We start from the raw sequence: 16,082 nt of genomic DNA, 5'->3' as shown, positions 1-16,082 counted from the left end.
TAAAAATGGGTTTTCATATTTATGAAATCAAAGCCAGACAAATTATTGATTCCAGAGGGAATCCAACAGTCGAAGCTGATGTCATCTTAGAAGATGGAACTTTCGGAAGATCCGCTGTACCATCAGGTGCATCAACAGGGATTAACGAAGCTGTTGAGCTTAGAGATGGTGATAAATCTGTATATATGGGAAAAGGGGTTTTAAAAGCAATTGAAAATATAAAAAACATAATTGCCCCAGAACTTGAAGGTATGAGTGCCTTAAATCAAGTTGCAATCGATAGAAAAATGATCGAACTTGATGGCACCCCTACAAAAGAAAAACTTGGTGCTAATGCAATCTTAGCGGTTTCAATGGCCACAGCTAAAGCTGCTGCAAAGTACCTTGGGCTTAAGGTTTATCAGTATCTTGGAGCATACAAAGCCAACATTTTGCCTACACCTATGTGCAATATTATTAACGGCGGCGCACATTCGGACAACTCTGTTGACTTTCAGGAGTTCATGATAATGCCAATAGGAGCAAAAACTTTCAGCGAAGCAATAAGAATGGCAGTAGAAGTTTTTCATACGCTAAAAGGCATTCTAAATGATAAAGGATACGCAACCTCTGTTGGAGATGAAGGGGGATTTGCTCCAAATTTAAAATCAAACGAAGAAGCCTGTGAAATGATTATAGAAGCAATAAAGAAAGCTGGATATGAGCCTGGAAAAGACATAGCAATAGCTCTTGATCCGGCAACATCTGAGCTATATGATCCAAAAACAAAAAAATATGTACTCAAATGGTCAACAAAAGAAGAACTTACTTCCGAGCAAATGGTTGAATATTGGTCAAAATGGGTAGAAAAATATCCAATTATTTCAATTGAAGACGGGATGGCCGAAGAAGATTGGGATGGATGGAAAAAACTTACAGACAAAATTGGAAACAAAATACAACTTGTTGGGGATGATTTATTTGTGACAAATACTTCTTTTCTCAAAAAAGGAATTGAAATGGGGGTTGCCAACTCAATTCTTATCAAGGTCAATCAAATTGGAACATTAACAGAAACATTTGAAGCTGTGGAAATGGCTAAAAAAGCGGGATACACAGCAATAGTCTCTCACCGATCGGGAGAAACAGAAGATACAACAATAGCTGATCTTGTCGTGGCTCTTGGAACGGGGCAAATCAAAACCGGTTCACTCTCAAGAACAGACAGAATAGCAAAATACAATCAACTCATAAGAATAGAAGAGGAATTGGAAACAACTGCTGAATACCACGGTAAAAATGTCTTTTATTCTATTAAGCAAAAATAAATTAAATCCCTTCTAAAGGGATTTTTTTGCTTAAATAAAAATAAACCGTATAAAAATAAAATTATCTTTTGGAAAATTGAAAACTTTTTCGTGCTTTTTTTTGCCCAAATTTTTTACGTTCAACCTTCCTTGAATCTCTTGTTAAAAATCCATTGGATCTTAAAATAATCTTATTAGATTCATCAAGTTCAAAAAGAGCCCTTGAGATACCATGCCTTATTGCCCCTGATTGGCCTGAAATTCCTCCCCCATAAACATTGATATAAAGATCATATTTCCCAAGTGTATTTGTCAAAACTAAAGGAGATAACGCCATTGTTCTTAAATTTTCAAGTTGAATGTAAGAGTCGAAGTCTTTATTATTTACCTTGATACTACCACTACCTTCTCTAATGTAAACTCTAGCAACAGAAGATTTTCTCCTACCGGTTCCCATTGATAAATTAATATTGCTAAAATTTGATTTTTTCATTTTATCCCTCTTAAATTAGGTTCAAGTTTTACAGGATTTTGAGCCTTAAGAGTATGCTCTGAACCAGAAAAGACTTTTAAATTTCTAAAAAGATCGCGCCCCAAAGGACCTTTTGGCAACATGCCTTTAATAGCAATCTCAAGAGGTGCACAAGGCTTTCTCTCTGACAATGTTCTAAAAGTGTCAGAATAAAGACCTCCAGGATATCTTGAATGCCTATAATAAAGTTTTTGTTGATATTTTTTTCCCGTTAGTCTAACCTTAGAAGCGTTAATAACAATAACATTGTCACCTAGATCTTGATGGGGAGTATAATAAGCTTTATGCTTACCCCTTAAAATTCTAACAACATCCACAGCAACTTTACCTAAAACCCTATTTGCCGCATCAATTACATACCATTTTTTTTCAATAGTTTTTGGCTTAATCCAAATCGTAGCATTATTAGTTATTTTATTCATAATAGCACATTACCCTTACATATAATTTTATGCATAAATCTTATTTATTGTATTATTTGCAAGGATCGCTGTCAAGCCCATCAATAAACTTATCCTTAAGGGTAAAACAAACTTTTCTAAAATTATCCAGGTCTCCTTTAGAAAATTTTAAAGGAATAATAGATGGAATACTAAAATTTGGGCTAATTAAATAACCATATTTGAGAAATTCATTAAAAATCTCCGCATGATAACAAGAATCATAAAGAGGAAACATATACCTATTAGTCACTCTAAACAAAGATGTAGCAAAGGAATTAAAATCAACACTAAAATTTTTACTATAAAATAAAAGTTTGCTTAATGTATGTCTAGCCAAAGACAAAGTTACAGCATCAAAACTATCTTTAAATTCTATTTTTCTAGAAAAGTTATCCACAATAACAATGCTAACAGACATACAATCGGGCAAGGGAATATTAAAAATCATAGGGTACTTGATATTTTTAAATCCTACTTTAAACTCATATATTCCTTCTTCTTTTTCCCAAGGCATAAAAAATTTATCTTTACCGGTTAAAGATAATAAAAATTCTTTTGCATCTTGCTCTTGCTTAAAAATATAAACAGATCCGGCTTCTTTAAAAAAAGTAAATACCAAATTGATAAATTGATTTTTAAAAACAGAAGGATAAGGGGATATCAAACCTCTTGACATAGTTTGCTTGAAAAGACGATTTAAACCTTGAACCCTATAACCTAAAAAATTTTTTCCACCATTTAAATATAAATCCAAATATCTCTTACCGTGAATATCGTAAAGATAAAAAAACCTTGCCCTTTTGATCACCGGCAAATTATCTATTAATGACAAATTATACATTTAATAAACTTTGTAAAAGAATTTCATTCGCCAGTATCGGATTAATTTTTCCTGAAGATTTTTTCATTATTTGCCCCATCATAAATTTAATAGCATGATCTTTACCCTTTTTGTAAAGTTCAATTGATTTAGGATTCTCATTTAAAACTTCAAGTACAATCTGTTTAATAAAAGACTTGTCACTTATTTGCTCTAATTTATTTTCACTTATAATAACAGAAGCAGGAACTTCTCTGGTCATCATCTCTGAAAATACTTTTTTTGCTATTTTGCCACTTATTTTACCAGCAACAATAAATTCAACAAGCTCCGTTATATGGTTTGGAAGCAAATTAAATTCAAGAACACTAATTCCCTTATCATTAAGAACGCTTAAAACTTCAGACAATATCCAATTCGCCACTTTTTTAGGATCGCTTGAATTAATTACAGCCTCCTCAAAATATCTAAGCAGATGCTTATCTGCTGTTAGAGTAATAATATCAAAATCGCTTAAACCATATTGACTCTTAAGCCTAACTCTTGCATCAAATGGAAGTTCAATTAACTTTAAATTTTTAATATTATTAATATAAAAATCATCAATCTCTATTAAAGGCAAATCGGGTTCTTGGAAATAGCGATAATCAGATACCGTCTCTTTATTTCTTTGAATCACTGTTTTCCCAGTCTTATCATCAAATCCTCTAGTATGTTTACCAAAGTCATCAAGGGTTTTCCTAAATTGAACCCACTCCTTTTGCTGTCTTAATTCTTCATATTCAATAGCAGCCTTAATAGATTTAAAAGAATTTAAATTCTTTATCTCAGCTATAGGAGTCTTATACTCAACACCATTCTCTTTAATAATTAAATTAACATTTACATCACATCTAAAAGAACCATTCTCCATATTGCATTCTGACAAATCAAGATATCTAAAAATTTCTCTTAAAGAACCTAAAAAAGCAACTGCCTCATCCCCACTGCTAATATCTGGAGCAGAAACAATCTCAAGCAAAGGAGCCCCCGAGCGATTAAAATCAATATAACTTTGATTTTCACTATCCGACAAATGTAGACTCTTGCCCGAATCTTCTTCCATATGAATTCTAATAATATTAATCTTTTTAAACCCAAAAGAAGTTTCAATCAATAAACTTCCCTCCTCACAAATCGGCTTATCATTTTGAGAGATTTGATATCCTTTTGGCAAATCTGGATAATAATAATGTTTTCTATCAAATTTAACAACATGTTTAATCTTTGAATTTGTAGCATGACCTGCCAAAATTGCACTATTAATAAGTTCTACATTTACACTTGGCAACGAACCAGGCAAGCCAAGACAAATTGGACAAACACGAGAATTAGGAACTCCTCCAAATTCGTTCTTACATCCACAAAAAGCCTTTGTTCTTAAACCTAGTTGAACATGAATTTCTAATCCAATAACTAATTTATATTCCATTCAATCCTAATTCCCTAATTACATTTTTTGAAAAACTTAAAAGTTCAAAATCCTTCTTGCTACGCCCAATAATTTGCATTCCAATCGACAATCCTTCCTGATCCTTGGAATATGGAATCGAAATAGCAGGAGATCCAATAAGATTTGCAATGACGGTACAAATATCTGAGTAATACATTTTAACAGGATCATCAAAATCTAAACCAACTTTAAAAGGCCTCACAAAACTTGTTGGGGTAATAATAAAATCACAACTTTCAAAAAGCTTGTTAAATTTAGGAATAATCAAATTTTGAAGAATTTCACAAGCCTTTGAGTAATATTTGGCATCATAACCTTCAGATAATAAATAATTTCCAAGAACAATACGTCTTTTTACTTCTTCTGACAAAAAATTACTTCTATGTTTAAAATAAAAATCATTAAGACTTAAATTTTCTGATATTCTCTTACCATAACAAAGTCCGGTATAACGAGCAAGATTGGAGGAGGCTTCAACGGGAGAAATTGTATAATAAATTGATAAAACAAAATTAATCTCTTCTATTGAAACTTCTTTAATATTAATACCTTTTGACAAAAGATCAAGTTTAAATTTGGCAAAACTACTTGCAACATTTTTATCCATTAGGCCTTCGCTAAGTTCTTTAATCACAACTAAATTTTTACCTTGCAACGATCCAATTTCTAAAGGATAAAAATCATCAAAGATATCTACACTAGTAGAATCCATTTTATCAGCTCCACAAGTATGTTTTAAAATCAAAGCAATATCCTCAATAGAATGAGAAAAAAACCCTATTTGATCAAAAGATGAAGCGTAAGATGCAAGCCCATAACGAGACAGACCACCGTAAGAAGGCTTGAAACCTAAAATACCCGCAAAAGATGCAGGAAGTCTAACAGAGCCTCCAGTATCACTGCCAAGCGAAAAAGGTGCTTGAAAAGCTGCAACTACAGCTGCAGAGCCCCCAGAACTACCACCTATAACATATTCTCTATTTAAAGGATTTAAAGTCGCACCATAATAAGAAAATTCACAAGTAGAACCCATGGCAAATTCATCCATATTGGTCCTACCAATTAAAATTGCTCCTTTATTTTTAAGTCTTTTGATCACGGTAGCATCATAAGGAGAAACATAGCCCTTTAAAATTTCAGAAGCACAAGTTAAAGATTTGTCTTGAATCGAAATATTATCTTTAACGGCAATAAGCATACCAATTAATGGCAAATCCTCTAATTTACAACTTTTTAAACAATCGTCATACTTTTTTGCAATCTCTAAAGAATCCTCAAAAAATTCAATATATCCGTTAATTTCTTTATTTAGCTCATAATTATTTTTATAAGCAAGCAAAATATCATAAATTTTACATTTTTTAGTTAAAACTAATTTTTGAATTTTGGTTAAAGTTAAATTACTTAAGTCCAAGACCTCATCCTTATTCCAATATTTTAGGAGATGAAAAATATCCATCTAAAAACGAATTACTAAGCTTTTTAATTGATTCAATAGAAAGAGAAAATCTCACTTTATCCTCACGTAATGTAGAAATCTTTTTCTTATCCGTGTCAAAATCAATTTGAACATCAAAATTTGAAATTTCATTAACCAATCTAATAACCTTTTCAAATTTTGAAATAAATTTATCTTCACTATCTCTGCTGAGTGTAACTAAACTTAACTTTAAGCTATTTTCTAAATGTATATCTTTCAAAATAAACCCCTAACTAAATTTTAATAATTTTTTTAATATACTCAGGACTCAAAATAGCCTTTTTACCATTCCTCAAACTAATTTTAACAAACTGTAATCTGTCTTGGTACCAGCTATCAACAATCATCCCCTTTTCTCCATTATAAATTATATAGTCCCCAATATTAAATCTAACATCTCTTTTATTATCAATAAAAAAATTATTAAAATTCTCTTTTAAATATTCTGGGATAAAAACAATATCATAAGAATTTTTGTCGATATCATGGAAAAAAACAGAAATCATAGTACTTTTAAAAGAACCTCTAAAAGCTCGCCTCAGATTTAAGGTGACAACAAGCTCTGACTTGGCTCTTGTAATTGCAACATAAAAAAGCCTTCTCTCCTCCTCAAGTTTATCTTCTGTTAATTCTTCAATTTCAGCTGGCAAAAGACCTTTCTCAAGTCCAGAAATAATAACTCTATCAAATTCAAGTCCCTTAACACCGTGAATTGAAGACAAAAGTATATTAGACCTAAAATCTCCAGAAATTATAGGAGAAAGTGAAGAATTTTCTAAAAATATAGCAAGACCTTCAAATGTACCTGAATATTCAATTCCACTATTAATAAGTTCATCGATATTTCTTAATTTTTCATCCTTATCGAATTTTTTATAATAATCTAAAAAGCCAAACTTAATTACAACATTTTCAATAAAAGAAGATAAATTAATATAATTATTTTCAAAAAGATTTTTACCCAACTCATCATAAATATTTAAAAACAATAATAGAGACTCTTTGGCCTTATTTTTAAGCGAATTTAAAACCTTTTTACTCGCACAAAACAAATTAAAATTAACATCATTATCGTTTAAAACACTAATTATTTTGTCCAGAGTAGTTTTTCCAATTCCTCTAGAAGGTTTATTTATCACTCTTAAAAAAGCTATTTTATCTCTCTTGTTTATAAAAAGCCTAAGCAAACAAATAATATCTTTTATTTCCTCTCTATCATAAAATTTAATTGATCCTAAAACCCTGTATGAAATATTCTTCTTTAAAAAAGATGTTTCAAAATGAAAAGATTGGGAATTGAATCTATAAAGTATTGCCGTCTCAATATCATTGGCAACAAGCAAGTTGGAAAAATATTCAGCTTCATCTGATGTGCTTTGAAAAACTAAAAATTTCATTCTCTTACCAGTACTATTTTGAGTTGTTATTTGTTTCTCATACCTATTTTTATTTTTCGATATAACTCCATTTGCAATATCCACTATATTTGAATTTGAACGATAATTTTGCACTAAATAAAATTTAGCAACATTGCTGAAAGTTTTTTCAAATTCAAGAATATTTTCAATTCTAGCCCCTCTAAAAGAATATATGGACTGATCTTCATCTCCCACAACCATAAAATACATACCATTCGAATAAAGTTCTTTCAAAAATAAAAATTGTGAATAATTCGTATCTTGATACTCATCTACAAAAATGACTTTAAATTTAGATTGAACAAATTCTTTTAAAGATTTAGACTGCCTAAGCATTAAAATAGGTTTAATAATAAGATCTGAAAAATCAAAAGCATTATTCTTGGCTTTCTCTTCCTCATAAATTTTAATATACTCATATTTCTTTTCCGTAAACTCAGTAAATTTTCCTAAGAAAAAATTTTCTTTGTCTTTTAAAATCAAAGACGCAATATGTTGCGCCATTTCAAGATTTGGAGCAAGATCAATTTGTTTAACAAATCTAACAACATCCTTAGTATCCCAAATTGTAAAGTTTGAATCATAATTTTTGTCAAAATCCTTATAATAAGCTCTTAAAAGCCAAGATCCAAAAGAATGAAAAGTCTGAATATGAAGCTTCTTGTCAAATTTTAAAAGATCATTTATCCTGTCATTCATTTCATTTGCAGCTTTATTGGTAAAAGTTAAAGCCAAAATTTCATAAGGATTTATATTCATATGTTTAATTAAATACACAATTTTTGCAATTATAACCCTTGTTTTACCACTTCCAGGCCCTGCTAAAACAAGAATTGGATCTCTACTTTTATTAAAAACAATTTTTTCTTGATAAACATTTAAGCTAGAAAAAAAATTTTTTATCTTATCCATTACTAATAAACTTCAGAGACCTTAAGATCAAATCCTGAGGGTGTCTTTACCCAAAAGAATTGGACAGCAAAAATTTCTTTTCCCTGCTCTTTTAGAAAAGGAGTAATGTCTATGTCATTAAGAATAACAGTAACATCAGAAAGTCTTGAAAAGAATAGTATTAAAGATTTTTCAAAAGCTAAATTAATAGGAATACCTTTGGACGCAAAAAAAGACTTGCCATGAAGATTATCTTCATCAGCATATCTAAGAAATGTATTATTTAAAAAATCAATTTTTAAATCAACATTTGAAAGTTTTTGAGAAGAATATAGGGTAAGATAATCACCACTTGGTAATCTTTCAGTTCCCTTAACATCAAATTGCCAATTTAAAATATTAAATCTATTGTCAATATTAGTTTCAGATACATATTTAACATTTAAAGCAAAAGACTCTAAACTTACATGGGCTATTTTAGACTTATCATAATAATAGTTCTCATAAATAATTTTGACTCTCATATTATTATCAAGATTTATCTCTTTAAACTCTCCCAAAGCAAAAATATTCTTACTTTTTTTAGACTCATCATCAATAACTAAATCATCACTGCTAAACGATGCTCTATATTTTTCAATACTATCACCATGCGTTAAAGATAAAAAATCTCCTTCTTTAAGAGAAACATTCCAAAAATTCTTCTTATCAAAAGACACTTCATGAATATTTGAAATTATCTTCTCATTTTGACTGAGTTTAAAAAATTTTTTAAAATAACCTTCCACTTCTCTAAAAGCAAAAATCAAAACCAATAACAAGATAGCACCAACAATTCCTAACAGGATATTTAGCATGTTTAAAGAATTTAAACTAAAAAACCCCAATTTTTTGTTTAAAACCTTATTATCTCCTAAAAATCCTGAATTTGAAATTTTATCTTCAGTCCTAATCCCAATATAACTATTATTAAGTCTACTTTTATATTCCTTAAAAAGTGTTGATATCAATCTAGAATCAATATCTAAATATTCACTATAAGTTCTTAAAAATCCAACGGCCAAAACTTCATTTGGAAAAACTTCAATATTAGAATCTTCAAGAGCTTTAAGATACTTAATAGAAATTCTAATATCATCAGCTACCATTTCAAGAGTCAAATTTTTACTATTTCTAACTTTTCTCAAATAACTCCCAAATTTAATAAAATCATTTTCTTCCATAGATTTAAACCTTAATTTTTTTGAATATCATATAAAAAATTATCTACCTTATTTGAAGATTTTGGAGGATCATACTTAAATTTGCTATCAAGAATTCCAACATTAAACTTCACAGAAGTCAAATCAATAACTATTTCACGTCCACCACTAGTAGGATAAGCAGTAATTCTTCTAATTATTCCATCTGGTGTAAAAGCAATAATAAAAGAATTAATAGTAGCAGCTCCCTTATAAAGTTTTCTAGAAAAGGTTAATTTAATGTACTTCCCAGAATCAGATGCATCAAGAGTTTCTGGATTTGGAGAATTAGTATAAGACACGCTGTACTCACTATTTAAAACCTTCATAAGACCTCCCCCACTGCTACCTTTTACTAATTGCTGATTAAATGAGGTCCCCAGAGATGGAACATAAACTGTTAAAAATTCACCGTCACTTACAAAAACTTGATTATTTGAATCTAAATTAATAATAAACTTATCTGGAAACTTATAAAGCAAAACACCTGTTTGCTTTAATCCTTTTAAAGTAAAATCAATTGTTGCTTGCATATCCTCTATATTTTGATATTTAGCATAAATTCCTTCAAAGTATTGATTTGCGGATATCTGAGCAAACACAGCAACAGGATATAAAACCAACAAAAGTATTGTTTTTATCATTCTATGAACTCTTATTATTAAGCTTAAGCCATTAACAACACTACATTTAAACTATTTATTGCCAATAAACTTTATTTCCATAATACTACATATCATAGAAATAAACTATTATTAATAGTAATAGTTTAATACATAAAATAAAAATTTAAAGCTTAGATATAAGCATCTTTTAAGAATTAGGATTTGATAAAAATGTCTTTGAATTACGTTGAAATAAATACTTTGATTAAAGAAATACCTTTTACAAACTCTTTAATAAAAAAAATAATACAGCCGGATTACAAAAGCTTGATTTTAGAAATTTACAATAAACTTGACAATAAAAAATTTAAAATATTAATCTCTTTAAATCCAAAAACTACCAGACTTCACATAACAAAAAAAAAATTCAAAAAAACTGCTTTAAAATTAAGATTTTCTGATTTTTTAAAATCAAAAATCCAAAATGGAAAAATTTTAAAAGCTTACCAAATGAAAAATGAAAGAATAATTTCTCTTGAGATTTTAAAAAAAGATATAATTATTTTATTTATTAAATTGTGGCCATCCTCTCCAAATATAATAGCTACAAATCCGGACTTTAAAATACTAGATGCATATTACAGAAGACCAAAAATAAAAGAAATATCGGGTGAATTTTTTTTAAAAGCTAAAGAAATATATGAAAGCAATAAAATATCTGATAAAGCCCTTATGGGACTAAAAGAAGAATACAACAATGCCAATCACACCTCTTATTCTGAATTTATTGAAAATTACTACGAATCACTCAGCAACCAAATTAAAGAACCCGACATAAAAGAATTACTTATTGAAAAACACAAAAAAGAGTTAATTGTTTTAGAAAAAAAAATAGAATCTTTAAAACAACAAATTAAGCTGATTGAAAACATTGAAAATGAAAAGGAAAAAGGTGAGTTAATTTTATTAAATATTAACAAAATACAAAAAGGACTTAAAGAAATAAACCTCCTAAATTATAGAGAAGAAAAAATAAAAATATCGTTAAACCAATCATTGTCCCCAAAAGAAAATGCTTTGCAATATTTTAAAGCATATAAAAAAGGCAAAAATTCTTTTACAAATATACAAAATCAATTGAAAGAAAGTCTAGACAAATTGAATTCCATTCAATCAAAAATAACAATGCTAAAAACCGAAAATTTCATTCCAAAAACAGAATACAATCAAGAAGAAACCACTATTAAAAAAAAAGAAAAAACACCAAAAATAGGATCCCATTTTACTTTTTTTGGATTTGAAATTCTTGTTGGAAGAAGCGCAAAAGAAAACGATGAACTTTTAAGACATTGTGTTAAAGGAAATGACTATTGGCTTCATGCAAGAGATTATCCCGGAGCTTATGTTTTTATTAAAAACCAAAAAAATAAAACCCCTTGCCTTGAAGTCCTTTTAGCTGCTGGCAACTTATGTATATTTTATACAAAATTGGCAAAAAAAGCGGGAAAAGCGGATCTTTACTACACTCAAGTCAAAAATTTAAGAAGAGCTAAAAAAGGAAAGCTAGGCCTTGTGATTCCAAAAGCAGAAAAAAATTTACATATCAAACTGGATGAAAATCTAATAAAAAAATTAAAAAATCAAACCTAAATACTGTTCTTATGCAAAGCAAAGTTTTGAATTTTTTACAAAATATTGTTATTCAAAGACAAAAAGCATAAAATTTATAAAAGTGGAGGAAGAACTTTATGATTTCAAAGTTAACAAAAATCGTAGCAACAATATCTGATCTTAGATGCGAACCAGAACATATAAAAGATTTATACGATGCAGGAGTAAATGTCATAAGACTAAATACTGCTCATCAATCACACGAAGATACAATAAAAGTAATAGACAATGTTAGAAAAATTTCAAATAAAATAGCTCTAATGATTGATACAAAAGGACCGGAAGTTAGAACAGCAAATATCGAAAATCCTATTATTGTAAAAACTGGAGACAGGGTAATCATCTCAACTTCACCTATTAATGAACCTACCAGCTTTCAAACCAATTATGATGGGTTCGTTAAAGAAGTGCCCCAGGGCTCTAAAGTGCTAATTGATGATGGTGAGCTCGAAATGACTGTTGTTACCAAACTGCCTGACCGATTAATTTGTGAAATTAAAAATGATGGTCAAATTAAAAACAAAAAATCAATAAATACTCCTGGCATTTCTCTTAAGCTGCAATCAGTAACCGAAAAAGATAAAGGATTTATTGAGCTTGCAGCAAAGTATAATGTTGATTTTATTGCCCATTCGTTTGTAAGACATTCAAAAGACGTTCAAGATGTCCAAAAAATTTTAAATGCCGCTGGTAATCCTGATGTAAAAATTATATCCAAAATAGAAAATCAAGAAGGAATTGACAATATCGAAGAAATTGTAAAAGCATCTTATGGAATAATGGTTGCAAGAGGAGATATGGGAGTTGAAATTCCTGCAGAAGATGTACCTATTGCTCAACTTAAAATAACACAAACTTGCATAAAGTATGGAATACCTGTGATTACAGCAACTCAAATGCTTCATACAATGATTGAGAATCCAAGACCTACTAGAGCAGAGGTATCTGATATTGCTAATGCTATTTTAAACGGTACAGATGCAATTATGCTATCTGGAGAAACTGCTTACGGAAAATATCCGGTTGAAGCTGTAAAAATGATGACAAGCATTGCTAAAAAAGTTGAAAAACATAGAAAAATGACCTTATATAAGGATGAACTTTTTTACGATAAAAGCATTACAAGAAACTATATTATCAAATGTGCAATCGATGCCACAAAGTTTATGGATGTAAAAGCAATTATTGTGGATTCTCTAAAAGGCAAAACTGCAAGAATAATGGCAACTTACAGAGCAAGTGTCCCATTATTCATTACAACAAATAGCGAAAGATTAGCAAGAGAATTGGCATTATCTTATGGTGTTTATTCCAATCTTGTAGACAATAATTTTAAAAGAACTACCGAATTTGTTGTAACTTCTCTTAAAATATTAAAAGAACAAGGAATTGTTAATGACAAGGATACTGTAATAATTATTTCTGGGAACCCAAATAGAAATATTGACAAAGGAACAGAATTTATGGAAATAAACACAGTAGAAGATGCAATCAAGGGGCGAAATATATAAAGCAAGTTAGAAACCCCTTGGTTGAAAACATATTTTATTCAAATAATACAAACGACTTACCATTTAAGTTGGAAGAAAAAAAAACTCACAAAGCCATCCTAACAAGTTATGGAAATTATGAGTTTTTTTTAAAAAATAAATGTTTGTTTAAAAAAATAATATCAAATCAAACTAATAACGTATTTATAATCTCTGAGGCAAGAAGCAACTTTTTAATTAATATCTCCAATCATCATGTATGGAAAATTTTTAACAAAAATATTACAGTAAACATAGAAATATTAAAGTTATTAAAAAATCTAAATTTTATCAATATAGACGATAAACTAATCGAAAATGACCATAAAATCGAAATTACATTGAATTTTATTAGCAATATAAAGAAAAATATAAAAATAATTCCAATAATTTTTGGAAAAACTTGCAATAAACATTTACTAAAATTTTGTGAATTTTTAATACCTTTTATAAGCAAAGAAGAAAATTCATTTATTCTGCTATCTTACTTTATTTCAAAATCTACAAATATAAAAAAAGCCCTAAAGCTTGAAGAAAATTTAAAACGCATCTTCTTTGAAAAAAAATCACCTAGTTTTAATTCAATACTAGAAAATTATAAATCAAAAAAAATATTTCCAGAAAATATCAATGCAATTATGACTATTTCAAGCCTTTTTGAAAATTTAGAATTTACAGACTCAAAAATAATATTCAATCCCCCAGAATACTTAATATCAAGCAACATCCTAATAAAATAAAATTATCAAAATTAAAATTTATAAAAAGCTTTCTATTTTTTTAGAGTTTTTCTTTAAAAAAGCATCAAGCCCTATCTTTGAAATACTTCTTAATGCATTAGCAGAAACCTTAATGTTAATACTTCTTCCAAGATTTGGAATAAAAAATTTTTTATTTATTAAATTAACCTTAAAGGTTCTTTTGGTTTTTACTCCAATATGTTGCCCAGCTCCACCTTTTTTTTTGGCAAGACCCTTTCTTGGAACATTATTTCCAAACATAGTTTTTTTCCCTGTTATCTCACATTTCCTAGCCATTTAAAAACTCCTTTAATTTATGATTTTTTCTCCAAATATAAATCCATTAACTTTAAAAATAAAGCCAAGCTTCCCAAAATATTTTTCATTATACCTCCAAAGTTTAAATTGTTTCCATAGCTTTTAGCAAGATCCATATCAAGCTCTTTCCAATTATAAATCAGCTCTCTTTCTAAAGATGCCTTTGAATAGTCTGAAAGACAATCTTGCAAACGTTGCTCAATAGAATGAATTTTGGCATAATATTCACTCGATATGGTAAACGCCTTTTTATTAATGTCTGCTATTATACTTAACAATAATTTCTCTGAAGATTTATCCCCCACAGAAGCTCTATGTAATAATGCATTTATTCTATTACCATAACCACCTTGATCTCCTAAATTAGAATCAAAGTCAATAAGATTTGCATAAATATTAATCAAGGCATGCATATCGTTAGACATTTCTCTTGAAAGCTCCATATGCTTCCATTGTCCTTTAATAATAAGTAAATTAACAATATCATTAAGATCTTTTTTAACAAAATAGATAGTATATGTCCTCAAATAAATTAAAAGTTCACAATAAATATAGCCTGTGGTACTCATAATTTTAGACACAATCTTTTCATTCATTTTTTCATTATAATTATCCAAATTTAAAAAAGATATTCCTGGAAAAAGCTGTTCAGCCAATGTTTTAGATTTACTACTTTTTTGCAAAACCTTAATCTTTTCAATTTCGGTAGCAACATGCTTGGTAAGATCATTAAAAAACATTCTTGCCACTGAATTGGGTTTTTGTCCAATAGAACTAGGAAAATAATCTGGATCCCCACTAACATACCTTATTAAATATAGAATTTCTTTGTTCTTATTTACATCCAAAATAGAAGAAATAATCTTAATCCAGACATTCGATTTAATAGGAAAATCTTCTTTATTTCCATAAATTTCTAAAATAATATCATAAAGGTTTTTCCAAATAGAAATATTTTTAATGCAAGAGATACATTCTAGCAAATCTTTAAGATCATCTATAATAACTCCACAACCTATAGCGCTAAATCTAGGTCTATACACAAAATCATCTTCTGGAAGCAAGCTGTCAAAATTTTTAAGAACTAAATAGTATTGATATAAGACTAAATCAAAAAAATTATGCAAAGCTTCATAAGTTTCATCTATCAATTTAATTTGCTCTTGAGTTATGTTTTTAAATAAATGGGATAAATTATTATGTAATTTTTTGGGAAGATCTGAAGCAAAACTTACATTATCACTTGCAGAAAAAGAATAGATATAGTCTAAAGATTTTTTCTGACTCTCATTTAAATATTTTTCAACAACAAAATGTACAATTTTATTAGAATTTTTATATCTTTGGGCAAATGTCCTCAAGGGAGAAAAAATTTTATAAAAATTATAAAGAAATCTAGAAAATTGGGGTAAAGCTTGAATTTTTGAAGCATTAAAAAAATTACTTGCCCTGCTTAAATTAACTCTAACTTCTTTTAACCTTTTTTGCTTTATTTGTTCAGAAGTAAGCTCTTTATTAATACTAAACATAGAAAATATAAAATCAAATAAACCCAAATTAATCATCCCCCTAAAAACTCTTCAGTTCCCTTGCTCTATTTTCCAATCAAACATAAA

The 16,082-nt window shown here is 28.8% G+C and carries 15 protein-coding genes; 4 read left to right on the top strand and 11 right to left on the bottom strand.

What is annotated here, in order from left to right:
- Positions 1-5 precede the first annotated feature (5 nt).
- On the top strand, positions 6-1,307 hold the full coding sequence (eno, locus tag QIA41_RS02615; RefSeq protein WP_320292482.1) for a phosphopyruvate hydratase: 1,302 nt from the start codon (positions 6-8) through the stop codon (positions 1,305-1,307).
- A gap of 61 nt (positions 1,308-1,368) precedes the next feature.
- On the opposite strand, the gene rpsI is transcribed toward eno, so the two are convergent.
- Genes rpsI through QIA41_RS02570 form a run of 9 tightly spaced genes read right to left on the bottom strand, consistent with a single transcriptional unit; the run spans position 1,369 to position 10,247 of the window.
- Positions 1,369-1,779: a 30S ribosomal protein S9 gene (gene rpsI / locus QIA41_RS02610; RefSeq protein WP_320292481.1), complete on the bottom strand. Its 411-nt coding sequence runs from the start codon at positions 1,777-1,779 to the stop codon at positions 1,369-1,371.
- Positions 1,776-2,240 (bottom strand): 50S ribosomal protein L13, encoded by a 465-nt coding sequence (gene rplM / locus QIA41_RS02605; RefSeq protein ID WP_320292480.1) that lies wholly within the window; start codon positions 2,238-2,240, stop codon positions 1,776-1,778. Before rplM ends, rpsI begins: the two co-directional genes overlap by 4 nt.
- A 52-nt stretch (positions 2,241-2,292) precedes the next feature.
- A complete protein-coding gene (locus QIA41_RS02600) occupies positions 2,293-3,102 on the bottom strand; it encodes a hypothetical protein (RefSeq protein ID WP_320292479.1) in 810 nt (269 codons plus the stop codon).
- The gene (gatB, locus tag QIA41_RS02595; RefSeq protein WP_320292478.1) at positions 3,095-4,552 is read right to left on the bottom strand and encodes an Asp-tRNA(Asn)/Glu-tRNA(Gln) amidotransferase subunit GatB; all 1,458 of its coding nucleotides are present in this window, start codon (positions 4,550-4,552) and stop codon (positions 3,095-3,097) included. The genes QIA41_RS02600 and gatB overlap by 8 nt, the downstream gene beginning before the upstream one ends.
- Entirely contained in the window at positions 4,542-5,987 is a 1,446-nt protein-coding gene (gene gatA, locus QIA41_RS02590) for an Asp-tRNA(Asn)/Glu-tRNA(Gln) amidotransferase subunit GatA (RefSeq protein ID WP_320292477.1), read from the bottom strand. Before gatA ends, gatB begins: the two co-directional genes overlap by 11 nt.
- Positions 5,988-5,997: 10 nt before the next feature.
- Positions 5,998-6,273, bottom strand: a complete 276-nt coding sequence (gene gatC, locus QIA41_RS02585) for an Asp-tRNA(Asn)/Glu-tRNA(Gln) amidotransferase subunit GatC (RefSeq protein WP_320292476.1) — start codon at positions 6,271-6,273, stop codon at positions 5,998-6,000.
- A 13-nt stretch (positions 6,274-6,286) separates the two neighbouring features.
- Positions 6,287-8,383: an ATP-dependent helicase gene (locus tag QIA41_RS02580; RefSeq protein WP_320292475.1), complete on the bottom strand. Its 2,097-nt coding sequence runs from the start codon at positions 8,381-8,383 to the stop codon at positions 6,287-6,289.
- Positions 8,384-8,385: 2 nt separating this feature from the next.
- Positions 8,386-9,585 carry a BB_0345 family helix-turn-helix protein gene (locus QIA41_RS02575; protein ID WP_320292474.1) on the bottom strand — a complete coding sequence of 400 codons (1,200 nt, stop codon included), beginning with the start codon at positions 9,583-9,585 and terminating at the stop codon, positions 8,386-8,388.
- Positions 9,586-9,596: 11 nt separating this feature from the next.
- Positions 9,597-10,247, bottom strand: coding sequence for a LolA family protein (locus QIA41_RS02570; protein ID WP_320292473.1), 651 nt, complete (start codon positions 10,245-10,247; stop codon positions 9,597-9,599).
- A gap of 192 nt (positions 10,248-10,439) precedes the next feature.
- On the opposite strand from QIA41_RS02570, the gene QIA41_RS02565 reads away from it, so the two are divergent.
- The 3 genes from QIA41_RS02565 to amrB all read left to right on the top strand — a co-directional run bounded on the left by QIA41_RS02565 (position 10,440) and on the right by amrB (position 14,148).
- Complete coding sequence (locus tag QIA41_RS02565; protein WP_320292472.1) at positions 10,440-11,858, top strand: NFACT family protein; 1,419 nt, start codon at positions 10,440-10,442, stop codon at positions 11,856-11,858.
- Positions 11,859-11,956: 98 nt separating this feature from the next.
- The gene (gene pyk, locus QIA41_RS02560; protein ID WP_320292471.1) at positions 11,957-13,390 is read left to right on the top strand and encodes a pyruvate kinase; all 1,434 of its coding nucleotides are present in this window, start codon (positions 11,957-11,959) and stop codon (positions 13,388-13,390) included.
- Positions 13,391-13,407: 17 nt separating this feature from the next.
- Positions 13,408-14,148, top strand: a complete 741-nt coding sequence (gene amrB, locus QIA41_RS02555) for an AmmeMemoRadiSam system protein B (RefSeq protein ID WP_320292470.1) — start codon at positions 13,408-13,410, stop codon at positions 14,146-14,148.
- Positions 14,149-14,166: 18 nt separating this feature from the next.
- Here the strand turns inward: amrB and rpmB are convergent, their stop codons facing one another.
- Positions 14,167-14,445, bottom strand: a complete 279-nt coding sequence (gene rpmB, locus QIA41_RS02550) for a 50S ribosomal protein L28 (protein WP_320292469.1) — start codon at positions 14,443-14,445, stop codon at positions 14,167-14,169.
- A 17-nt stretch (positions 14,446-14,462) separates the two neighbouring features.
- Positions 14,463-16,028 carry a hypothetical protein gene (locus QIA41_RS02545; protein ID WP_320292796.1) on the bottom strand — a complete coding sequence of 522 codons (1,566 nt, stop codon included), beginning with the start codon at positions 16,026-16,028 and terminating at the stop codon, positions 14,463-14,465.
- Positions 16,029-16,082: the final 54 nt, after the last annotated feature.

The organism is Borreliella sinica (genome assembly GCF_033969665.2).
Taxonomy (GTDB): Bacteria; Spirochaetota; Spirochaetia; order Borreliales; family Borreliaceae; genus Borreliella; species Borreliella sinica.
The sequence above is the reverse complement of the archived record's forward strand: the minus strand, read 5'-3'. Positions and strand labels throughout refer to the sequence as shown.

Coding starts and splice junctions, on each gene's coding strand:
- rplM (WP_320292480.1), bottom strand. CDS start 2,240: ATGAATAAAATAACTAATAATGCTACGATTTGGATTAAGCCAAAAACT.
- QIA41_RS02575 (WP_320292474.1), bottom strand. CDS start 9,585: ATGGAAGAAAATGATTTTATTAAATTTGGGAGTTATTTGAGAAAAGTT.
- eno (WP_320292482.1), top strand. CDS start 6: ATGGGTTTTCATATTTATGAAATCAAAGCCAGACAAATTATTGATTCC.
- rpmB (WP_320292469.1), bottom strand. CDS start 14,445: ATGGCTAGGAAATGTGAGATAACAGGGAAAAAAACTATGTTTGGAAAT.
- gatB (WP_320292478.1), bottom strand. CDS start 4,552: ATGGAATATAAATTAGTTATTGGATTAGAAATTCATGTTCAACTAGGT.
- QIA41_RS02570 (WP_320292473.1), bottom strand. CDS start 10,247: ATGATAAAAACAATACTTTTGTTGGTTTTATATCCTGTTGCTGTGTTT.
- QIA41_RS02565 (WP_320292472.1), top strand. CDS start 10,440: ATGTCTTTGAATTACGTTGAAATAAATACTTTGATTAAAGAAATACCT.
- pyk (WP_320292471.1), top strand. CDS start 11,957: ATGATTTCAAAGTTAACAAAAATCGTAGCAACAATATCTGATCTTAGA.
- QIA41_RS02580 (WP_320292475.1), bottom strand. CDS start 8,383: ATGGATAAGATAAAAAATTTTTTTTCTAGCTTAAATGTTTATCAAGAA.
- rpsI (WP_320292481.1), bottom strand. CDS start 1,779: ATGAAAAAATCAAATTTTAGCAATATTAATTTATCAATGGGAACCGGT.
- QIA41_RS02600 (WP_320292479.1), bottom strand. CDS start 3,102: ATGTATAATTTGTCATTAATAGATAATTTGCCGGTGATCAAAAGGGCA.